At 71.3% G+C, this 21,064-nt stretch carries 16 protein-coding genes; 13 read left to right on the forward strand and 3 right to left on the reverse strand.

The features are described 5' to 3' along the window. Nucleotides 1-75: 75 nt before the first annotated feature. On the forward strand, nt 76-1,242 hold the full coding sequence (locus tag OG510_RS35915; protein ID WP_406142201.1) for an acyl-CoA dehydrogenase family protein: 1,167 nt from the start codon (nt 76-78) through the stop codon (nt 1,240-1,242). A 103-nt stretch (nt 1,243-1,345) separates the two neighbouring features. Here the strand turns inward: OG510_RS35915 and OG510_RS35920 are convergent, their stop codons facing one another. Next, nucleotides 1,346-2,335, reverse strand: a complete 990-nt coding sequence (locus tag OG510_RS35920) for a tyrosine-protein phosphatase (protein WP_406142202.1) — start codon at nt 2,333-2,335, stop codon at nt 1,346-1,348. A 700-nt stretch (nt 2,336-3,035) separates the two neighbouring features. Here OG510_RS35920 and OG510_RS35925 point away from each other — a divergent pair. Genes OG510_RS35925 through OG510_RS35950 form a run of 6 tightly spaced genes read left to right on the forward strand, consistent with a single transcriptional unit; the run spans nt 3,036 to nt 8,225 of the window. Then, nucleotides 3,036-3,818: a 2-keto-4-pentenoate hydratase gene (locus OG510_RS35925; RefSeq protein WP_406142203.1), complete on the forward strand. Its 783-nt coding sequence runs from the start codon at nt 3,036-3,038 to the stop codon at nt 3,816-3,818. 7 nt (nt 3,819-3,825) lie between these two features. Next, on the forward strand, nt 3,826-4,737 hold the full coding sequence (locus OG510_RS35930; protein WP_164260281.1) for an acetaldehyde dehydrogenase (acetylating): 912 nt from the start codon (nt 3,826-3,828) through the stop codon (nt 4,735-4,737). 34 nt (nt 4,738-4,771) lie between these two features. Continuing rightward, the gene (gene dmpG / locus OG510_RS35935; RefSeq protein WP_406142204.1) at nt 4,772-5,794 is read left to right on the forward strand and encodes a 4-hydroxy-2-oxovalerate aldolase; all 1,023 of its coding nucleotides are present in this window, start codon (nt 4,772-4,774) and stop codon (nt 5,792-5,794) included. Between the two features lie 56 nt (nt 5,795-5,850). After that, a complete protein-coding gene (locus OG510_RS35940; protein ID WP_406142205.1) occupies nt 5,851-6,987 on the forward strand; it encodes a Rieske 2Fe-2S domain-containing protein in 1,137 nt (378 codons plus the stop codon). Between the two features lies 1 nt (nt 6,988). Next, complete coding sequence (locus tag OG510_RS35945) at nt 6,989-7,189, forward strand: hypothetical protein (protein WP_164260274.1); 201 nt, start codon at nt 6,989-6,991, stop codon at nt 7,187-7,189. Beyond that, nucleotides 7,182-8,225, forward strand: a complete 1,044-nt coding sequence (locus OG510_RS35950; protein ID WP_406142206.1) for a 2Fe-2S iron-sulfur cluster-binding protein — start codon at nt 7,182-7,184, stop codon at nt 8,223-8,225. Before OG510_RS35945 ends, OG510_RS35950 begins: the two co-directional genes overlap by 8 nt. A gap of 89 nt (nt 8,226-8,314) precedes the next feature. On the opposite strand, the gene OG510_RS35955 is transcribed toward OG510_RS35950, so the two are convergent. Then, nucleotides 8,315-9,190 (reverse strand): IclR family transcriptional regulator, encoded by an 876-nt coding sequence (locus OG510_RS35955; protein ID WP_406142207.1) that lies wholly within the window; start codon nt 9,188-9,190, stop codon nt 8,315-8,317. A 109-nt stretch (nt 9,191-9,299) separates the two neighbouring features. Between OG510_RS35955 and hsaA the strand changes: the two genes are divergently transcribed. The 6 genes from hsaA (at nt 9,300) to OG510_RS35985 (ending at nt 17,679) form a co-directional block, all read left to right on the forward strand. Continuing rightward, nucleotides 9,300-10,469, forward strand: a complete 1,170-nt coding sequence (gene hsaA, locus OG510_RS35960) for a 3-hydroxy-9,10-secoandrosta-1,3,5(10)-triene-9,17-dione monooxygenase oxygenase subunit (protein ID WP_406142208.1) — start codon at nt 9,300-9,302, stop codon at nt 10,467-10,469. Further along, the gene (hsaD, locus tag OG510_RS35965) at nt 10,466-11,326 is read left to right on the forward strand and encodes a 4,5:9,10-diseco-3-hydroxy-5,9,17-trioxoandrosta-1(10),2-diene-4-oate hydrolase (RefSeq protein WP_406142209.1); all 861 of its coding nucleotides are present in this window, start codon (nt 10,466-10,468) and stop codon (nt 11,324-11,326) included. Before hsaA ends, hsaD begins: the two co-directional genes overlap by 4 nt. A 29-nt stretch (nt 11,327-11,355) precedes the next feature. Continuing rightward, nucleotides 11,356-12,249, forward strand: a complete 894-nt coding sequence (locus OG510_RS35970; protein ID WP_406142210.1) for a VOC family protein — start codon at nt 11,356-11,358, stop codon at nt 12,247-12,249. Continuing rightward, nucleotides 12,237-12,731 (forward strand): flavin reductase family protein, encoded by a 495-nt coding sequence (locus OG510_RS35975; RefSeq protein WP_406142211.1) that lies wholly within the window; start codon nt 12,237-12,239, stop codon nt 12,729-12,731. The genes OG510_RS35970 and OG510_RS35975 overlap by 13 nt, the downstream gene beginning before the upstream one ends. Nucleotides 12,732-12,858: 127 nt before the next feature. Further along, nucleotides 12,859-14,547 (forward strand): FAD-dependent oxidoreductase, encoded by a 1,689-nt coding sequence (locus tag OG510_RS35980; protein WP_406142212.1) that lies wholly within the window; start codon nt 12,859-12,861, stop codon nt 14,545-14,547. A gap of 255 nt (nt 14,548-14,802) precedes the next feature. Next, nucleotides 14,803-17,679: a PDZ domain-containing protein gene (locus OG510_RS35985; RefSeq protein WP_406142213.1), complete on the forward strand. Its 2,877-nt coding sequence runs from the start codon at nt 14,803-14,805 to the stop codon at nt 17,677-17,679. A gap of 83 nt (nt 17,680-17,762) precedes the next feature. On the opposite strand, the gene OG510_RS35990 is transcribed toward OG510_RS35985, so the two are convergent. Beyond that, nucleotides 17,763-20,996 (reverse strand): alpha-L-rhamnosidase, encoded by a 3,234-nt coding sequence (locus OG510_RS35990; protein ID WP_406142214.1) that lies wholly within the window; start codon nt 20,994-20,996, stop codon nt 17,763-17,765. Between the last annotated feature and the right edge of the window lie 68 nt (nt 20,997-21,064).

Genomic DNA, 21,064 nt, shown 5'->3' on the forward strand with positions numbered 1-21,064 from the left:
GCCCACCGGACGGGCCGGGCAACGGCCGTGTCCGGCCCCCTTCTCCCCAGCGATCGTTTGGCAGGTGCAGGTGTCATGAGCAGTACCGAGAAGTTCCGCTCCGAGTTCCGTACATGGCTGCGGTCCGGGCTCACCGGAGAGTTCGCCGCGCTCAGAGGCCGCGGCGGTCCCGGCCGGGAGCACGAGGCTTTCGCCGAACGTCTCGCCTGGGAACGGCACATGGCCGCGGCGGGCTGGACCTGCGTCGGCTGGCCGCAGGAGTACGGCGGACGCGGCGCTACCCTGGAGGAGCAGGTCGCCTTCCACGAGGAGTACGCACTCGCCGACGCGCCGGCCCGGGTGGGGCACATCGGCGAACAGCTCCTCGGCCCCACCCTCATCGCCTTCGGCACGGAAGGACAGCGCGCCCGCTTCCTGCCCGGCATCAGGTCCGTCGACGAGCTGTGGTGCCAGGGCTACAGCGAACCCGAAGCGGGCTCCGACCTGGCCAACGTCCGTACCCGCGCCGAGCGGGACGCGGACGGCTGGTCGGTCACCGGGCAGAAGACGTGGACCTCGCTGGCCCATGAGTCCCAGTGGTGCTTCGTGGTCGCCCGCTCCGGACAGGGCACGCGCCGCCACGACGGCCTGTCCTATCTGCTGGTGCCGATGGACCAGCCGGGGATCGAGGTCAGGCCGATCACCCAGCTGACCGGCACCAGTGAGTTCAACGAGGTCTTCTTCGACGGGGCCCGCACCGGCGCGGAGAACGTCGTGGGCGAACCCGGTGAAGGCTGGCAGGTGGCCATGGCCACCCTCGGTTTCGAGCGGGGCGTCTCCACCCTCGGCCAGCAGGTCGGCTTCCGGCGCGAGCTGGAGGCGCTGATCGCCCTGGCGCGCCGCAACGGAGCGGCCGACGACCCCCTCGTCCGCGACCGGCTGGCCCGCGCCTGGACCGGTCTCGAGATCATCCGCTTCAACGCGCTGCGGATGCTCGACGGCGCGGCCGCCGGGGCCCCCGGGCCCGAGGCGTCCATCAGCAAGATCTACTGGGCGACCTGGCACCGGGAGCTCGGCGAGCTGGCGATGGACGTCTGCGGCGCCGGCGGCATGCTGGCGGACGGCGCACCGTACGACCTCGGCGACTGGCAGCGCCTGTTCCTCTTCTCCCGCGCCGACACCATCTACGCCGGGTCGAACGAGATCCAGCGCAACATCATCGCGGAGCGGGTACTCGGCCTGCCGAAGGAGGCCAGGGCCTGACGCTCAGGGCCTGACGGTCAGGGCCTGGCGGTCGCGGGCTGATGGTCGGGGCCTGATGGCCTGGGGCGCCGGAGGCCGGGCTGCGCGCGGGCCCGGGCGGGCGCTACTTCAGCAGCCGCGCGCGGAGCTTGTGCAGCGTCCCGGCGTCCAGGCCGAGCCCCTTCGAGAGATAGCCGTCGAAGCTGCCGTACCGCTGGGTGGCCTCGGTGAGCGCGGCGCCGAGATAGTCCTTGCTGACCTCCTGGAGCGGCACGATCAGCTGGGGGGCGCGCATCACCCCCGACTTCTTCAGACCTTCGCGGGTCCTCAGGTCGGCGGTCCTGCGGACGTCGTTGGAGAGCAGATAGTCCGCCTCGGCCGTCCCGGCCGGCACCCCCACCGCGCGCAGCAGGACGTAACTCATCCAGCCGGTACGGTCCTTGCCCGATGTGCAGTGGAAGAGCAGCGGCAGTCCCTTGCCGTCGGCGATGGTGTCCAGCACCCGGGCGAACTGGTGGCGGGCCCCCGCCTCGGTGACGAACGTACGGTAGATCCGCCGCATTGTCTCCGCGCCCTTGCCGTCGCCCAGCGCCTTCTGCTGCTTGGCGGGGTCACGGCTGCCGATGGCCGCCGTCGTCCGCTCGTACAGCCCGGTGTCGTCGATCGGCAGCGGGACGGGCGATGCGCCTTTCGGGAGCCGGTCGGCGCCGTCGGTCCTGACTTCGAGCGGCAGCCGGAAGTCGACCACCGACTTGAGCCCGAGCTTCGACACCGTGGTGAGGTCCGCCGGTGTGAGCTTGCCGAGGGCGTCACCGCGGAACACGACGCCGTAGCGCAGTTGTTTGCCGTCAGCTGTCCGGTATCCGCCCAGGTCACGGACGTTGACCGCGCCCTTGAGCGCGATGTGCCCGGCAGCGGGCGACGCGGCACCCGAGCCGGTGGTGGCGGGTGCGGTCGTGTCCTGGTGCGAGGAGTGCGGAGGGTGTGAGGTGCTGGAGCCTCGGGAACACCCGGTGAGCACCAGGGCCGTGCTGAGTACGGCGGTGGCGGCTCGGGTCAGGGCCCGGTTCCGGTGCGGGTTCGGGCTTCGGTTCGGGTTTCGGGTACGGCGCATCGGTACAACTCCCAGGGGGCGGGGGCAGGGTGACATGCGGGGATCCGTCCGGTGCCGCAGCGGTGCGGCCGGGCCGTACGGCTGTGGGCAGTGGCCCCAAAGTGGCGCGGGGCGTCCGGGGGACCTGCGGCGGGCCGCACCCGCCGGAGGACGGTGACGTCCCCTTCGGGCAGCGGTGGCCGGCGGCCACCGGCACGGGGTGAACAGGCGTGAGCGCTGCTCCGGCCGGTGCGGCGGACGGATGCTGGTCGGGAAGGTAGCAGCGGATCAGCTCTCCGGGGGAGATGCGTCCGCCCGGGTTGTCGCACGGCCCGGCTCCGGCCCCGCTCCGACGTACACCGCCCGCCCTCCCGCGCGGTGCTCATACGCCTGCCTGCCTGCACGAACACCGCTGCCCCGGCTCACGCCCGCCGCCCGGCCCCACCGAGAGAACCGGGCGGGTTTCCCACTCAGCGGGAGCAGCCGCTCGGCCCCGCCGGGCACCGCGGCCTAGCCTCGGCGGACAGTCCCACCACCGGTGCCGAACCACTCGTGGTCCCGGCGCCCGTGTGTCTGACATCCCTGCTCGGACGCCCTGGTCCGGCCGGCCTTTCCGGCCCCGGCAGTCCGGCCGCGACCACCTCGAATACGTCGAACACTTCGAAGTCCCACCACCCCAGTCCGACCACCCCAGTCCCACCACCCTTGCGGAGGACCGCCCATGCTGACGGCCAGTGAACGGCAGACCGCCGCCGACGCGCTCGGCGCGGCCGAGCGCGACCGGCGGCCCATCGCCCCGCTGACCGAGCTGTTCCCGGGAATCGGCACCGAGGACGCCTACGAGATCCAGCTGCTCGGCATCGGCCGCAGGGTCGCGGGCGGGGCCGCTGTGCACGGCCACAAGGTCGGGCTGTCCTCGCCCGTCATGCAGCGCATGATGGGCGTCGACGAGCCCGACTACGGCCACCTCCTGGACGACATGCGCCTCGACGAGGACCGGCCGGTCCCCGTCGGCCGGTACTGCGCCCCGCGCATCGAGGTCGAAGTCGGCTTCGTCCTCGGCGACGACCTGCCCGGCGACGGCTGCACCACGGCGGACGTACTCGCCGCCACCGAACGCGTCGTGCCCGCCATCGAGCTGATCGACAGCCGGATCGCCGACTGGCGCATCACCATCGCCGACACCGTCGCCGACAACGCCTCGTCCGCCGGATACGTCACCGGCGACGGCCGCGACCCGCGCGAACTGGACCTCAAGGCCATCGACGCCGTACTGCGCCGCGGTGACCAGCGGATCGCCGCGGGCCGCAGCGACGCCGTACTCGGCGACCCGGCCGCGTCCGTCGCCTGGCTGGCCCGCACCGTGGCCCGCTTCGGCGTCCCGCTGAAGAAGGGCCACCTGGTGCTGCCCGGCTCGTGCACCAGGGCCGTCGAGGTCGAGGCAGGCCAGACCTACACCGCCGATTTCACCGGGCTCGGCCCGGTCTCGCTCTCCTTCATCTGAGGTGATGATGACCAACAGGACCAAGGCGACCGCCGCCATCGTCGGCTCCGGCAACATCGGGACCGACCTGCTGTACAAGCTCCAGCGGTCCCCGTACATCGAGCCCCGCTGGATGATCGGTGTCGATCCGGCCAGCGAGGGGCTCGCCCGCGCCCGCGCGGCCGGCATCGAGGCCCGCCCCGACGGAGTCGGGCCGCTCCTCGACGGCGACGAGCGGCCCGACCTCGTCTTCGAGGCGACCTCCGCCGCCGTGCACCGGGCCAACGCCCCCCGCTACGCCGAACTCGGCATCCGCGCCATCGACCTCACCCCGGCCGCGGTCGGCCCGGCCGTGGTGCCGCCCGCGAACCTGCGCGCCCACCTCGACCAGCCGAACGTCAACATGATCACGTGCGGCGGCCAGGCCACGATCCCGATGGTGTACGCCGTCTCGCGGATCGTTCCCGTCCGGTACGCGGAGATCGTGGCGTCCGTCGCCTCCGTGTCGGCGGGACCGGGAACCCGCGCCAACATCGACGAGTTCACCCGGACCACCGCCCGCGGGATCGAGGACATCGGCGGCGCCGAGCGCGGCAAGGCCATCATCATCCTGAACCCGGCCGACCCGCCGGTGATCATGCGGGACACCGTCTTCTGCGCCATCCCCGAGGACGCCGACCGCGACGCCATCGCGCTCTCCGTCAAGCAGGTCGCCGAGGACGTCGCCTCGTACGTGCCGGGCTACCGGCTGCGCTCCGAGCCGCAGTTCGACGATCCCACCCCGGACAGCGGCGGCATGGCCCGCGTCGCGGTCTTCCTCGAAGTGGAGGGCGCGGGCGACTACCTCCCGCCGTACGCCGGGAACCTCGACATCATGACCGCCGCCGCCACCAAGGTCGGCGAGGAGTTCGCCAAGGCGCTCCTCGCGCCCGGCCGCTGAGCCGCTGAGAAGCAACCAGAAGCAGGAGTACCAGATGCCCTACTCGGACACGCTCGACATCCGCGTCACCGACTCCTCGCTGCGCGACGGATCGCACGCCATGCGCCACCAGTTCACGGTGGAGCACGTACGGTCCATCGTCTCCGCACTCGACGGCGCCGGGGTCCCGGTCATCGAGGTCACGCACGGCGACGGACTCGGCGGCTCCTCCTTCAACTACGGTTTCTCGCACACCCCCGAACAGGACCTCATCAAGACCGCGGTGGAGACGGCCGGCCAGGCCCGGATCGCCTTCCTGATGCTTCCCGGGCTCGGCGTCAAGGACGACATCCGCGCCGCCCACGGCAACGGTGCCGCCATCTGCCGTATCGCCACCCACTGCACCGAGGCGGACATCTCCGTCCAGCACTTCGGGCTGGCACGCGAGATGGGCCTGGAGACCGTCGGCTTCCTGATGATGGCGCACTCCACCACCCCCGAGGCGCTGGCCAGGCAGGGCCGCATCATGGCCGACGCCGGCTGCCAGTGCGTGTACGTGGTCGACTCGGCGGGCGCCATGGTCATGGACGACGTGACCGACCGGGTCGCCGCCCTCGTCACCGAACTCGGCGACGACGCCCAGGTCGGCTTCCACGGCCACGAGAACCTCGCACTCGGCACCGGCAACTCGATCGCCGCGATCCGGGCCGGAGCCCTCCAGATCGACGGGTCGACACGGCGGCTCGGCGCCGGGGCGGGCAACACGGCGGTGGAGGCCCTCGTCGCCGTCTGCGCCAAGATGGGCATCCGTACCGGCATCGACGTACTCAAGATCATCGACGCGGCCGAGGACGCCGTCCGCCCCGTGATGGACGACGAGTGCCGGCTCGACCGGCTCGCCCTGCTGATGGGGCACGCGGGGGTCTACTCCAGCTTCCTCAAGCACGCCTACCGCCAGGCCGACCGGTACGGCGTGTCCGGCGCCGAGATCCTGCTGCGCGCGGGGGAGCGCAAGCTCGTCGGCGGCCAGGAGGACCAGCTCATCGACATCGCGCTCGAACTCGCGGCCGGCCACTGAGCCGGATCCCCCGTGGAGCCCGCCCCGATGCGTCACCACCACCAAGGAGGCACAAGATGACCGCAGCAAGCGAAGAAGTCCGCGTCATTGAGGCGGCCGCGCCGCCCACCCGCTTCGCACGGGGCTGGCACTGCCTCGGCCTGGCCGACTCCTTCAAGGACGGGCAGCCGCACGAGATCGAGGCGTTCGGCACCCGGCTCGTGGTCTTCCAGGGCCAGGACGACGGCGAACTGCACGTACTCAACGCGTACTGCCCGCACATGGGCGGCAACCTCGCCCAGGGCACGGTCAAGGGCGACGCCGTCGCCTGCCCCTTCCACGACTGGCGCTGGTCCGGCAACGGCCGCTGCGCGGGGATCCCCTACGCACGCCGGGTGCCGCCCCGGGCCCGCACCCGGGCCTGGACCACCGTGGAGGAGAACAAACAGCTCTTCGTCTGGAACGACCCCGAGGGCAACCCGCCGCCGCCCGGCGTCACCATCCCGCGCATCGAAGGGGCCTTCAGCGACGAGTGGAGCGACTGGAGCTGGAACGTCCTGCGGGTGGAGAACTCCAACTGCCGGGAGATCGTGGACAACGTCGTCGACATGGCGCACTTCTTCTATGTGCACTACTGCTTCCCGACGTACTTCAAGAACGTCTTCGAAGGCCACACCGCCACCCAGTACATGGAGAGTTCGCCCCGCGGCGACGTCGACCTCGGCACCCTCAGCACCGAGGGCGTGCTCCGCTCCGACGCCTCGTACCACGGTCCCTCCTACATGATCGACTACATGTGGAGCGACGTCGGCGCGGACGTGGACATGGAGAGCGTGCTGATCAACTGCCACTATCCGATCGACTCCGACAGCTTCCTGCTGATGTACGGGGCGATCGTCAAGAAGATGCCCGGCATGACCGACGAGCAGGCCGCCGAAGCCGCCCGGCTCACATCGGACGGGCTGGCCGTCGGCTTCGAGCAGGACGTGCACATCTGGAAGAACAAGACCCGCATCGACAACCCCCTCCTCTCCGAGGAGGACGGTCCCGTCTACCAACTGCGCCGCTGGTACGAGCAGTTCTATGTGGACACCGACGACGTCAAGGACGAGATGACCCAGCGCTTCGAGTTCGAGATCGACACATCGAGGGCCACCGCCGCGTGGCAGCGCGAGGTCGACGAGAACGTGGCGCGTCACCGGAGCGAGGGCTGACATGACACCGGTCGAGTGCGCGGCCTGCGGCAACCAGGTCCTGTGCGAGAAGTTCTCCATGGCCCACACCTCCGTGCAGTGGACGGCCGACGCCTCGGCCGTCTGCGCCGAGTACCAGGACCCGATGCGTACCTGCGCGGCCCTGCGCGACAGCATCGACCGGGCCGTCGGAGACGGGCGGCTGGCGGTGGCCGATGCCTGAAGTGCCCCCGACGCCGGCGGCCCGGACGCACCGGCTCCGGGTCACCGCGGTGGTGGCCGAGACGGCGGACGCGCGCTCCTTCGTGCTCGACCCGGCCGACGGCGCGCTCGCCTACCGGCCGGGCCAGTTCCTGACGCTGAAACTGCCGGGTGCCGACGGGGGAGTGGCCGCACGGTGCTACTCCCTCGCCAGCTCCCCGCACTCCGGTGAACCGATGAAGATCACGGTGAAGCGGGTGGCGGGCGGCCACGGCTCCAACTGGCTCTGCGACCACGTCGGCGAGGGCGACGAACTGGAGGTGCTGCCCCCGGCCGGCACCTTCGGCTCGGGCCCGCTGGACGGCGATCTGCTGCTGGCCGCGGCGGGCAGCGGCATCACTCCGGTGATCTCGCTGGCCAAGGCCGCCCTTGACCAGGGCAGGGGGCGCGTCGTGCTCCTGTACGCCAACCGCGACGAGACCTCGGTGATCTTCCGGGACGAGATCAGGAAGCTGGCCGGTGCCCATCCGCGGCGGTTGGTCGTGCTGCACTGGCTGGAGGCGCTCGACGGTCTGCCGACCGCGGACCGGCTCACCGGCCTCCTGGAGCCGTACGCGGACCACCACGCGTACCTGTGCGGGCCGGCGCCCTTCATGGACGCGGTGGACACCGCCCTGCGCACGGCGGGGGCCGCCCCCGCCGCCATCCACCGGGAACGGTTCTTCTCGCTCACCGGGGACGTCTTCGCCGCGCCCGAGGCGGAGCCCGCCGGGGCGGAGGGCGAGGCCGCCGAGGCGGTGGTCGAGCTGGACGGCGAGACCCACCGGGTGGCCTGGGGCGCCACCACCCCGCTGCTCGACGCCCTGCTCGCCGCGGGAGTCGACGCCCCGTACTCCTGCCGGGAGGGTTCCTGCGCCGCCTGCGCCTGCCGGGTCGTCGAAGGGGAGGTCACCGTGATCCGCGACGACGTCCTGGACGACGAGGACCGCGCGGACGGCTACGTCCTGGCCTGCCAGGCGCTGCCGGCCGCCGAGCGGATCAGCATCACCTACTCCTGACCGCTGCTCCCCTGCCTGCTGCCGCTACCGCGGTCGGCCGGTCCGCCGCAGCAGGCCCGTCGCCCCCGCCCCGTGCCCTCGGGCCCGTCTCACATCCAGTCGGCGAACCGCATCCAGGACATCATGTTGTCCATCTCGGCCGCGTCGATGGGCGTCGCCACCTCCGGTGCCGGCGCGGGGGCCGGGGCCGGTGCCGGGGCCGTTCGCGTACGGGCCTCCGCGCGCCCCGGTCCGAAGAGCGAGCGCCACACCGCCCTGGACGTGGCCAGCACCACCGGGGCCAGCCGCTCCAGCTCGCGGTGCGTGCCATTGCCGCAGAGCGACACCGAGGCGATCGCCCGGCCCGCACCGCGCAGCGGCGCCGCCACGCACGACACCCCCCGGAACGCCTCCTCGACGTCGAACGCCACGCCCCGCTCCCGGATCCGCGCCAGCTCCTGATGGAACGCCACCGGCCGGGTGATCGTCCGGGCCGTGCGCGGCCGCAGCCCCGCCCGTACCGCCTCGGCGACCAGCGCGTCCTCACTGAACGCGAGGATCGCCTTGCCGGTCCCCGTGCAGTACGCCGGCTGCCTGCCGCCCACCCGCGAGGGCACCCCACCGTCCTGGGCCCCGCCGATGCGTTCCAGATACACCACCTCCGGCCCGTCGAGCACGGCCAGGTGCGCCACATGCCCGGTGGACTCGTGCAGCGCGTGCAGATGCGGCAGGGCCGCCCGGCGCAGCCGGTTGTGGTGCGAGGCCAGGGCGCCAAGCTCCAGCATCCGCATGCCGAGCCGGTAGTCCCGGCCTTCCCGGTCCAGCCATCGAAGCCGGACGAGCTGATCGAGGATGCGGTGCACCGACGAGCGCGGAAGGCCCGAACGGTGCATCACATCGGTGAGTGTCAGCCGGGGTGCCGGGCCTTCGAACGCACCCAGCACCAGCGCGGCCTTCTCCAACAGTGAGGGCGGCTGCTCTGCCATGTCGTGAGGCTTCCACGGTTCCCGCTCAGCGGGAAGAAGGTATTTCGTTTCGGAATAGTAAAAGCGTAGGTTCCTCGCATCCATCCAGGACGACCGAGAGGGGATGCGCATGAGTGCCGACGAGGTTCTCGCCGCGGTGCGGGCCCTTGCCCCGACCCTGCGCCAGCGTGCCGCCGAGACCGAAGCGCTGCGCCGAGTGCCGGACACCTCCATCAAGGAACTCGCCGAGACCGGCTTCTTCCGGCTTCTCCAGCCCAAGGCGTACGGCGGCTTCGCCGCACACCCCGCCGTCTTCTACAGCGCCGTCAGAGAGATCGCCAGGGCCTGCGGGTCCACCGGCTGGGTCGCCTCCGTCGTCGGTGTGCACCCCTGGCACGTCGGGCTGTACGACCGGCGTGCCCAGGACGAGGTGTGGGGCGAGGACAACCGGGTCCGTATCTGCTCCTCGTATGCCCCGACCGGCAAGGTCACCCCCGTCGAAGGCGGCTTCCGGCTCTCCGGGCGCTGGCGCTTCTCCTCCGGCTGCGACCACGCCGAGTGGGCGCTGCTCGGCGGCATCATCTACGACGCCGACGGCAAGCCGGTCGACATGCGCACCTTCCTGGTGCCGCGCACCGAGTACCGCATCGACGACGTCTGGGACACCGTCGGACTCCGCGGCAGCGGCAGCAACGACATCATCATCGAGGACACCTACGTCCCCGACCACCGAGCCCTGAGCTTCGGACCCGTCACCGCCCTGGAGGCCCCCGGGCGGCTGCACAACCCCGAGCCGCTCTACCGTCTGCCGTACGCGTCGGTCTTCACCACCACCATCTCCACCCCGGTGATCGGCATCGCCGAAGGCGCGTACGACAGCTATGTCGCCGCCACCCGCGAGCGGATCCGCGTCTCGTACGGGCAGCAGGTCTCCGAGGACCCCTTCGCGCAGGTGCGCATCGCCCGCGCCGCCAGCGAGATCGACGCCTCCTGGCTGCAGCTCGTCCGGAACATCTCCGACCTGTACGAGTGCGCCGAGCGCGGCGAGGAACTGCCGACCGCGCTGCGCACCCGCACCCGCCGCGACCAGGTGCTCGCCACCGAGCGCGCGGTCGCCGCCGTCGACCTGCTGATGGAGAACGCGGGCGGCAGCGCCATGCGCACCGGCGACAACGCGATCCAGCGCGCCTGGCGCGACGCCCACAACGCCCGCGGCCACGCCGCCAACGACCCCGAGCGCGCGCTCGTCCTCTTCGGCCGGGGAGCCCTCGGCCTCGACCCCCAGGACACGATGCTGTGATCGACCACGCCTCCACCTCGCGCACTGTCAAAGCCGGCGGACTCACCCTCCACTACCACGAGGCGGGCCCGGCCGCCCCCGGCGCACCCGTCGTGATCATGCTGCACGGCGGCGGCCCCGGCGCCTCCGGCTGGTCCAACTTCGGCGGCAACCTTCCCGTCTTCGCCGAGTACTTCCGTACGCTCCTCGTCGACCAGCCCTGCTTCGGCGCGTCCGACAAGCCCGAACTCGACAAGGACTTCTTCAGCTTCAGCGCGGACGCCGTGGCCGCCCTGATGGACGAACTGGGCATATCCCGGGCCCACTTCATCGGCAACTCGCTCGGCGGCGGCACCTCGGTCCGGATGGCGCTCAACCATCCGGACAAGGTGGACAAGCTGCTGCTGATGGGGCCCGGCGGGATCTCCCTCAACCTCTTCGCGGCCGACCCCACCGAAGGCATCAAGCGGCTCTTCGAGTTCAGCGCGGCCGCCGAGCCGACCAAGGACCAGCTGCGGACCTTCCTCACCACCCTCGCCTACGACCCGGCGATCGTCACCGACGAACTGATCGAGGAGCGCTGGGCCCAGGCCACCGGACCCGGTGCCAAGCTCGGCAACGCACGGATGGCCGCCTCCTTCGCCAACCCGGCCTGGCAGCAGGACACCATGCTGTGGCGCGAGGCCCACCGGATCACCGCACCCACGCTGCTGACCTGGGGCCGCGAGGACCGGGCCAACCCGCTCGACGGGGCACTGGTGGCGCTCAAGGCGATCCCCGACGCCCGGCTGCACGTCTTCCCGCACTGCGGCCACTGGGCGCAGACCGAACAGGCCGACGAGTTCAACCGGCTCGCCGTCGACTTCTTCTCGCACTGATTCTTCACGCACTGAGAGGCACCGGGTTCATGGATATTCGCGCACTGGGCTATCTGCGTCTGGAAACCGCCGCGTTCGACGAGTGGCGAGCCTTCACACTCGACGTACTCGGCATGATCGAGGCGCCCGGCTCGACCGAGGACCTCCTGCGGCTGCGCCTCGACGACCGCGCGCACCGCATCACCATCGAGCGCGGCGCCACCGACCGGCTGCTCGCCGCGGGCTGGGAGGTGCGTGACGCCGCCGCGCTGGCCACCGCCCGCGCGGAGCTCGCCGCGGCCGGGGTCGAGACCGAGGACTCCAAGCCGGACGAGCTCGCCGACCGGCGGGTGCAGGGCATGTTCCACTGCCAGGACCCGGCGGGCAACCAGCTGGAGATCTTCTGGGGCCAGGCCCAGGACCACACCCCGGCCGTCACCCCGTACGGCAACCGCTTCATCACCGGCGACCTGGGCCTCGGCCATGTGGTGCTGCCCGCCCCCGCCATCGAGGAGGCGTACGACTTCTACGAGGGGCTGCTCGGCTTCACGCTGCGCGACTCGATGCGGCTGCCCGCCGCGATCGTGCCCGGCGCCGCCGCCGACCGTGACGTCCACTGGATGCACTTCATGGGGTGCAACCCCCGCCACCACAGCCTGGGCCTCTACCCGGGCCTGATGGAGCCCGGCATCGTGCACTTCATGGTGGAGGTGGCCACGCTCGACGACGTCGGCCGCGGACTCGACCGCCTCCACGCGGCCGGTATCCCGGTGGCGTCCTCCCTCGGCCGCCACACCAACGACCTGATGGTGTCCTTCTACGCGCAGGCGCCCGGCGGATTCCAGGTCGAGTACGGCACCGAGGGCCGCCTCGTGGACGACACCACCTGGGTCGCCAAGGAGATGACGGCCGACAGCTTCTGGGGCCACCAGTGGAACGGCTGACGGAAGCGGTCGCCCCCGCCGCCTTCCGGGAGGTGCTCGGCAGGTTCGCGAGCGGCATCACCGTCGTCGCCTCCGTCGACGCCGACGGCAGGCCGGTGGGCCTGGCCTGCCAGTCCTTCGCCTCGCTCTCCCTCGACCCGCCGCTCGTCATGCTGTGCGTCGGCAAGACATCGACCAGCTGGCCACGTGTCGCGGACACCGGGCGGTTCGCCGTCAGCGTCCTCGCCGAGGAACAGCGCGAGGTCTGCGCCGCGCTCGGCGGACGCGGGGGCGACAAGTTCGACGGCGTCGGCTGGACGGTGTCGGAGCACGGCACCGTACGGATCGACGGCGCCCTCGCCACCGTGGACTGCGCGCTGCACAGCGTCCAGGAGGCGGGCGACCACCTCGTCGTCACGGGCGAGGTACTCGACCTCGCCGCACGGCCCGACGGAACACCGCTGCTCTACTTCGGCAGCGCCTACGCGGCGGGCGACTTCTGATGAACCACGGCGCGCGTACCGGCGGCGCGAAGCAGCCGGAACGCCGCCCGCGCCCGCGGCGCACCACAGCAGTGACACGTGACCGGGCGCCGGTGCCGACCGGCGCCCGGCCGGAGAGGACCGCCCCATGAACACCCGCTGGGACCACAGTTACGACGTGGTCGTCGTCGGATCCGGCGCCGCCGGACTCGCGGCAGCCATCACCGCACGGCTGCGCGGCCTGACCGCCCTGGTGATCGAGAAGACCGAGCTGTACGGCGGGTCGACCGCCCTGTCGGGCGGCGCGATCTGGGTACCGGGCAACTTCCACCTGGACGACGCGGGGCTCGGCGACACCCGGGCCAAGGCCCGCGCCTACCTCGACGCGACCGTCGGCGACCGGGTGCCCGCCGAGCGCAAGGACGCCTATCTGGAGCACGGGCCGCGCATGGTCCGCGAGTTCCACGACAGGACCACGGTCAGGTTCGCCTACACACCCGGCTACTCCGACTACTTCCCCGAGGCCATGGGCGGCTACCCGCAGGGCCGCTCCATCGAGCCGCTGGTCTTCGACCTGAAGAAGCTCCCGGCCGACCGCCGCGCCACCATGCGCAAGGCCGGCCTGCCCACGTACGGGCTCACCATCACCTCGTACGACTTCCGCTTCCTCAACATGGTCGCCCGCACCTGGGCGGGCCGGAAGACCTCGCTCAAGGTCGGGATGCAGGCGGCCGGGGCACTCGCCAGGGGCGCGAAGCCCATCGCGCTCGGCCAGGCCCTCATCGCCCGGATGCGCCAGTCGCTCGACGCGCTCGGCGGCGAGCTGTGGCTCTCCACCCCGCTCACCGGCCTGGTGGAGGAGGACGGCCGGATCACCGGCGTACGCGCCGAGCGCGACGGCTCACCCGTCACCATCCAGGCGCACGGCGGCGTCGTCCTCGCCTCCGGTGGGTTCTCGCACGACCAGCAGCTGCGCGAGAAGTATCTGCCCGCGCCCACCTCGACGGACTGGACCTCGGCATCGGACGGACAGACCGGTGACGCGCTGCGGCTGGGCGTCGAGGCGGGGGCCGCGACGGACCTGCTCGACAAGATGTGGGGCGCCCCGTCCGTCGTACCGCCGGGCGCCGGTGAGAAGCCCTTCTTCCTGGTCGCCGACCGCGGCATCCCCTCCATGGTCATCGTCAACGGCGCGGGGGAGCGGTACGCCAACGAAGCCGCCCCGTACCACCAGTTCGTCGACGAGATGTACGCCAACCACCGCCCGGACGCCTCGACCGTGCCGTCCTGGCTGATCCTCGACGCCAGGTCCAAGGCCCGCTACATCTTCATGGGGCTCTTCCCGGGACAGCCCTTCCCGAAGAAATGGCTGGCGAGCGGCTTCGTGAAGAAGGCCGGATCCCTGCCCGAGCTGGCCGCCGCCATCGGCGCGGGACCCGAGCGGCTGCGCGCCACCGTCGAGCGGTTCAACGGCTTCGCACGGGCGGGCCGTGACGAGGACTTCGGGCGCGGCGAGAGCGTCTACGACCGCTACTACGGCGACCCGACGCTGCTCAACCCCAACCTCGCCCCGCTCGACAAGGCCCCGTACTACGCCATCCCCGTCCACCCGGGGGACATCGGCACCAAGGGCGGCCTGGTCGCCGACGGGTCCGCGCGGGTCCTGCGCGAGGACGGCACCGCCATCAAGGGGCTGTACGCCTCGGGCAATGTGTCCGCAGCCGTGATGGGCGAGACCTACCCGGGGCCCGGGGCGACCATCGGCCCCGCCATGGCGTTCAGCTGGGCGGCCGTGGGCGACATCGCGCGGGAGCTCAAGGGCGTACGCGGGAAGTGACCCCGGCGGGGTGCGCCGACGGAAGGGGGCGGTCGATCTGACCGCCCCCTTCCGTGTTCCCCTGCTTCCCCTGATACATCGGACAACTGGGCAGCGGGATAAGGATATTGATCTGGTGTCGGACCTCTTGACACCTGGCTGAGGCGGGTAGCAGAGTTCCGCCCGATCGGGAATTCATCGATACATCGGATGAAAGCTCGTTGCGGCAGCCAACTCTGCCGGACAGCCCGCCCCTTACGTGTCAGGGAGTCAGACGTGCACCGCAGCCCGGACGACAGACCAGGAGGCAGAGCCGCGCCGAAGCGCCGGCTCGCGATGACGGCGGTCGTCGCCGCCGTGACCGTGGGCGCCGCGCCCGCGCTCACCGCGGGCACCGCGGCTGCGGCCCATACGCCCGCCAACCGGAACATCTACGTATCGGTGTCCGGCAGCGACCGGAACTCGGGACTCTCCACCCGCGCACCTCTGCTGACCCTGGCGGCCGCGCAGGTCTCCGCGCGAAAGGCGTCCAGGACGGGGCACCCGGTCCATGTCTGGGTACGCGGTGGCACCTACCACCTCACCGCCACCCTGAAGTTCGGCGCGGCGGACTCGGGCAGCGCGTCAGCGCCGGTGACCTACTCCTCGTACCCGGGCGAGCGGGCCGTGCTCAGCGGCGGCCGCAGAGTCACCGGCCGGTGGACGACCGACCGGCACAACAGCGCGATCCGGGTGACGGACATCGGCGCACACCGCACGATCGACGGGCTGTTCGTGGGCGGCACCCGCCAAGTGCTCGCCCGCTACCCGAACTTCGACCCGGACACCGCCGTACTGGGCGGCTCGACCACCATGGCCACGCTCAACACCCGCTCGGCGCGGTGGAAGAACCCGTCCACCGGCGACATCCGCGGCCTGCACTCCTCCCACTGGGGCGGCAACGACTACACGATCACCGGGCGCGACGCCTCCGGCCTCCGGCTGAAGTGGGTCGGGGACAACAACCGGGGCGGTGACGTGGACACCGCGCACGTCGTCGCCGAGGGCGTCCTGGAGGAACTCGACGCGCCGGGCGAGTGGTTCTACGACCGGGACACCGGGAAGCTGTACATGATCCCGCCGGCCGGCACCGACCTGTCGAGGACCACCGTGGACACGGCCGAACTGGACGAACTCGTCCGCGCCGAGGGCACGTCCTCCTCCCGCCCGGTCCACGACCTCACCTTCGACGGCTTCACCTACACCGCCACGCACCGCACCCTCTTCGACACCCCGTACGAGCCACTGCAGCTCGGTGACTGGGCGGTGGCGCGGGCCGGAGCCGTCCACATCAAGAACGCCAGGAACATCACCGTCTCGCACTCCTCCTTCGCCCAGGTCGGCGGCAACGGCGTCTTCATCGACGGCTACAACAAGGGCGACGCCGTCACCGGGAACACCTTCGCGGGATCCGGCGCGAGCGACGTCCAGGTGGTCGGCTCGGTCAAGGCCGTACGGAACCTGTCGACCTGGGCGCACATGGTCGACCCGCCCACGGATCTCACACCCGGCCCCAGAACGGACGACTACCCGCGCGACATCGACGTCAGCGGCAACAGCATGGCGGACATGGGCCGGTTCGAGAAGCAGAGCGCCGGCGTCAACATCTCCATGAGCAGCCGCGTCACCGTCTCCCACAACACCATCCACGGCAGCCCGCGGTCCTGTGTCAACGTCAACGACGGCACCTGGGGCGGACACCGGATCCAGTACAACGACATCTTCGACTGTGTGAAGGAGACCTCGGACCACGGACCGGTCAACGCCTGGGGCCGGGACCGCTACTGGCCCATCGCCGGGCCCAGCATCAACCCCAGCGCCGAGTCCGACGCCCTGCAGAAGAGCTACTCGCTGCTCGACGTGGTCCGCCCGATCACGATCAGCGACAACCGGATCTGGCACACCAGCGAATGGGCCGTCGACCTGGACGACGGATCGAGCAACTACGTCGTGAAGAACAACCTGCTCCTCGGCGCGGGCATCAAGCTGCGCGACGGATTCAAACGGACCGTCACCAACAACATCGTCGTGGGCGGATCGGTCTACGAGCAGATCTCGCACCGCGACAACGGCGACGCCATCACCAAGAACATCATCCTCGCCGACTCGCCCTACTCACTCACCGGCAGCGACCCCACCGCCGCCAAGTACACCGCCGACAACAACCTGTTCTGGAACAACGGGCAGCCGGTCGGCCTGCCGGGCGAATGGAGCACCGGACGTCTGGACACCCACTCGGTCACAGCCGATCCGCGGTTCGCCGGAGGCTCGCCGTGGGATTCGCCCGCCATGACGGACTACACACCGGCCGCCGACTCACCCGCGAAGGCCCTGGGATTCGTCGACTTCCCGATGGACCGCTTCGGCACCGGAAGGCCGGGCGAGGCGACACCTCCCGCGGTGGAATGGCCGGCCGCCCCGGAACCCGACACCGTGATCGAGACCCAGCCCGAGCCGCTGATGGGCGCCACCGCCCGGCAGATCTACGACAAGGCCACCCAGTCGGCCGTCGGACTCGGCGACTTCGACGGGCTGTACCTGCGGAGCGTCCCCACCACCTCCTACGCCTACGGCCAGGGGCTGCGCCCCCTCGATGTGATCCGGTCGGTGAACGGCACCGCTGTGACGGACCGCGACAGCTTCTGGGCGGTCTACAACAAGCTCGCCCCCGGCAGCACCGTCACACTCGGCGTGTGGCGCGCCCAGTCCGCCACCGACGTCACGCTGCTCAAGCCCACCGGGCCACAGGAGTACAACAACACCGCCGGCGTGACCTACACCGGGAGCGGCTGGGGCTGGCGGGGTGCCAAGGCCGGCGGTGAGGGCTCGTTCCAGAACGACATCGACGCCACCACATCCGTCGGTGACTCCTTCACCTTCACCTTCAACGGCACCGGGGCCGACTTCCTCACCGAGCTGAACGCGGACGAGGGGCTGATCGACATCGCTGTCGACGGGGTCCACCGGGAGACAGCCGACGCCACCAGCGGCTCACGCCAGTACCAGCAGAAGCTCTGGTCGGTCAGCGGTCTCCCGGCCGGGGTGCACACCCTCACGGGGACGATGAAGAGCGGTCAGTACATGATCGTGGACGGCTTCACGGTGCGGAGCTGACCTAGGGAGCGCGTCGGCGCCACCGGCCGGACGCCTCGGATCCGGCCGGTGGCGCCCCCCGCTCTCTTCCCGGGCCAGGGACGTCAGCCGGCGGCCCGGACGGCGAAGCGGTGTGTCCCCGATCCGGCGTGGAAGACGGCGCACCCGTCCTCCATCCGCAGGAAAGTGGCCGCTCCGTGGTCGACATCGGACGCCCGGCCGGCGGCGATCCACACCTCCGCCGTGGTGTTGGGCGGCAGCGACACGGTGAGCCGGAACCCGCCGGACGTCGTCCAGTGGGTGGTGACCGGGCCGTAGCGCGAGTCGAAACGGCCATCGGCCTCCGTCACCCCGCCGCCGGGGCGCGGCCTGATGACCGTACGGCGGAATCCGGGTGCGCCGGGGGCGATGCCCGCGATGTTCGCGTACATCCACTCGCCGACCGAGCCGTACGCGTAGTGGTTGAAGGAGTTCATCGAGGCGTCCTGGAAACCGCCGTCGGGCCTGATCGAGTCCCAGCGCTCCCACATCGTCGTGGAGCCGCGGTCGATCTGGTAGCCCCAGCTCGGGAAAGTGCGCTGCAGCAGCAGACGGTAGGCGACATCCGTGTGGCCGGTCGCGGTGAGCACGGGCAGCAGCCGCGGTGTGCCGAGGAAGCCCGTCGACAGGTGCCAGTCCCTGGCCTTGATCAGCTGCACCAGCCGGTCGGCGGCCGGTCCGCGTTCGCCGTCCGCCAGCAGGTCCATGGAGAGTGCCAGCACATAGCCGGTCTGGGTGTCGCCCTCGACCCTGCCGTCCGCCGACACGTACGCGGTACGGAAGGCGGTACGTATCTGCTCGAAGAGGGTGCGGTGCGGCGCCGGGTCCTTGCCGAGCGCGCCGGCCGTCCGGGCGACCAGGTCGGCGCTGTGCGCGAAACAGGCCGTGCCGATGACGTCCTTGGGTGTCTCGTCGTCGACGTTGAGCCAGTCCCCGTAGCCCTCGGCCGGGCGGAGCAGCCCGTCGCTGTGCTGTCGCAGATAGCCGAGCCACTTGACCATGGAGTCCCAGGACTCCTCCAGCACCCGGGTGTCCCCGTACGCCTGGTAGAGCGCCCAGGGCACGGTGACCCCGGCGTCGCCCCAGCCCGCCGACCCGTTGCCGATGGGCCCCACCGCCGGAGCCACATCGGTGAAGCTGCCCTCGGCGGTCTGGTTGCCGCGCAGATCGGACAGCCACTTGGTGAGGAACCGGGCCGACTCCATGGTGTAGGCCGCGGTGGGCGCGAAGACATTGATGTCGCCGGTCCAGCCGAGCCGTTCGTCACGCGCCGGGGTGTCGGTGGGGACCGACAGGAAGTTGCCGCGCTGACCCCAGGTGATGTTGCTGTGCAGCTGGTTGAGCAGCGGGACGTTCGTTCTGAACTCCATCGTGAACGGCGCCGACGTATGGATGACCCGGCCGGTCACGGCGCTCAGCGGCGGCCGGCCCGGATAGCCCGTCACCTCGACATAGCGGAATCCGTGGAACGTGAAACGCGGGGTGTAGGTCTCGGTGCCCCGGCCCGCCAGGGTGTACGTGTCCGTGGCCGCAGCGGTGCGCAGATTGGCCGTGTAGAGCGTGCCGTCGGGGTTGAGCACCTCACCGTGGCGCAGCTGCACCGTGGTCCCCGCCCTGCCCTTGCCCGGCACCTGCAGACGGACCGAACCGACCATGTTCTGGCCGAGGTCGAAGACGAAGACGCCCGGCTGGGGCTCGGTGATCTCACGGGCCGCGATCTCACGCTCCACGCGCGCCGGTGCGTCGACGGCGGCCACCGGCCGGGCCGCGACCCCGGTCACGACGGCGGCCGGGACCCACCCCGAGGCGTCGAAACCGGCCCGGGTCCACCCGGGGGTCTCCCGGCGGGCGTCGTAGTGCTCACCCATCAGCAGATCGGCGTCGGTCACCGGGCCGGTCGAGACCCGCCAGCCGGCATCCGACCCGATGCGGTCGGTCGTACCGTCCTCGTACACCACCTCCAACTGGGCCAGTACCGCCGGTATGTCGCCGTACTGGTGCGGACCGAACGAGGCGACGTGGCCCGCGTACCAGCCCGATCCGACCGTGAGCCCCAGCGCGTTGGCCCCCGGTGCGAGCAGCGACGTCACGTCGTACGTCTGGTACTGGACGCGGTGGTGGTAGTCCGTCCAGCCAGGGGCGAGCTGGTCATCGCCCACCCGCTCGCCGTTGAGACTCGCCTCGTAGACACCCAGCGCCGTGGAGTACAGCCGGGCGCGGGCGACCGGCGCCGGCCGCAGCCGGAACTCGTGGCGGAGCTGGGCGGCCGGCGCCGTCGAAGCGGCCACCTCGCCCCAGGGCCCCGTACCCCACGCACCGAGCACCCGCGCCGCCTGCCAGGAACCGTCGTCGAAACCCGTGGACTCCCAGCCGGCCGCGGGCTCCTGGAGTGCGGTACGCCAGTCCGCCCCGGTCACGAAGGACGTCCTGGGGCCGTCCTTGCCGGTCACCTCCAGCAGGCCGATGAGGCCCGCAGCTCCTTCGAGCGCGTTCACCGCGGCGACGGCCACCACATTGGTGCCCGGGCGCAGCAGGCCGGTGACGTCCACGACGACCGGACGGCGCCAGGTCTCCGCGGGTCCGTACGGTGTGGTGTGGGCGACCTGAGTGCCGTTCACATACGCGGTGAACCCGTCGTCGGCGGTCATGACGAGCCGGGCCCGGGTCACACCGGCCGCCACCTCCACGCCGCCGCGGAACCAACGGGTCCCCGCCGGGGCGCTGTTCGCCGGATCTCCCTCGGGGAACCAGATCCATGACGCGCCGTCCAGCGAGGGGGACGCCACCAGCCCGGCCGGTGCGCCGATCCATTGCGCCGACCAGTCCGACGTCTCCGTCAGCCCGGTCTCCCACCAGGAGGGTTCACTCCACCCGGAGACCTCGCCCCGGTCGTCCCAGACGCGCACCGACCAGTGGTAGCGCGTACGGGAGCGCAGCGGCGGCCCCGCGTACGGCACCAGGAGCGAATCCGGCGATGCCACTCTGGCGCTGTCCCACACATCGGGCTCGGACAGCCGGCCGGGGTCGGTCGCGACCCGGATCTGGTAGGCGGTCTGCGTCAGGTCGTGACCGCCGGACGCGAGCGGCCAGCTCAACCGCGGCTGCGCCGCGTCGATTCCGAGCGGCCGCCCTGCGTACTCCACGGTCGGCGCGGTGACGCGGACGGCGGCTGCCGCGCCCTTCCGCCGCCCGGCGGCCCCGGAAGCTCCGGCGGCGCGGGCGGCCGGCGCCGCTCCCGCTACCGCTGCTGCCGTCAGGGCCGCTCCGGTGGTGCTGAGCAGTCGTCTTCTGCTGATCATGTTCGGCTCCCTCACGACGCGGGAATGAATCGTTTCACCACCGGGGGAAGTTAGAGTTGGCCCTGTTG

Source organism: Streptomyces sp. NBC_01089 (assembly GCF_045162975.1).
Classification (GTDB): domain Bacteria; phylum Actinomycetota; class Actinomycetes; order Streptomycetales; family Streptomycetaceae; genus Streptomyces.

What these genes read in the sequence shown, in the direction of transcription:
- OG510_RS35945 (WP_164260274.1), top strand. Translation starts at nt 6,989, where the DNA reads ATGACACCGGTCGAGTGCGCGGCCTGCGGCAACCAGGTCCTGTGCGAG.
- OG510_RS35970 (WP_406142210.1), top strand. Translation starts at nt 11,356, where the DNA reads ATGGATATTCGCGCACTGGGCTATCTGCGTCTGGAAACCGCCGCGTTC.
- dmpG (WP_406142204.1), top strand. Translation starts at nt 4,772, where the DNA reads ATGCCCTACTCGGACACGCTCGACATCCGCGTCACCGACTCCTCGCTG.
- OG510_RS35950 (WP_406142206.1), top strand. Translation starts at nt 7,182, where the DNA reads ATGCCTGAAGTGCCCCCGACGCCGGCGGCCCGGACGCACCGGCTCCGG.
- OG510_RS35955 (WP_406142207.1), bottom strand. Translation starts at nt 9,190, where the DNA reads ATGGCAGAGCAGCCGCCCTCACTGTTGGAGAAGGCCGCGCTGGTGCTG.
- OG510_RS35915 (WP_406142201.1), top strand. Translation starts at nt 76, where the DNA reads ATGAGCAGTACCGAGAAGTTCCGCTCCGAGTTCCGTACATGGCTGCGG.
- OG510_RS35940 (WP_406142205.1), top strand. Translation starts at nt 5,851, where the DNA reads ATGACCGCAGCAAGCGAAGAAGTCCGCGTCATTGAGGCGGCCGCGCCG.
- OG510_RS35925 (WP_406142203.1), top strand. Translation starts at nt 3,036, where the DNA reads ATGCTGACGGCCAGTGAACGGCAGACCGCCGCCGACGCGCTCGGCGCG.
- OG510_RS35980 (WP_406142212.1), top strand. Translation starts at nt 12,859, where the DNA reads ATGAACACCCGCTGGGACCACAGTTACGACGTGGTCGTCGTCGGATCC.
- OG510_RS35930 (WP_164260281.1), top strand. Translation starts at nt 3,826, where the DNA reads ATGACCAACAGGACCAAGGCGACCGCCGCCATCGTCGGCTCCGGCAAC.
- OG510_RS35990 (WP_406142214.1), bottom strand. Translation starts at nt 20,996, where the DNA reads ATGATCAGCAGAAGACGACTGCTCAGCACCACCGGAGCGGCCCTGACG.
- OG510_RS35920 (WP_406142202.1), bottom strand. Translation starts at nt 2,335, where the DNA reads ATGCGCCGTACCCGAAACCCGAACCGAAGCCCGAACCCGCACCGGAAC.
- hsaA (WP_406142208.1), top strand. Translation starts at nt 9,300, where the DNA reads ATGAGTGCCGACGAGGTTCTCGCCGCGGTGCGGGCCCTTGCCCCGACC.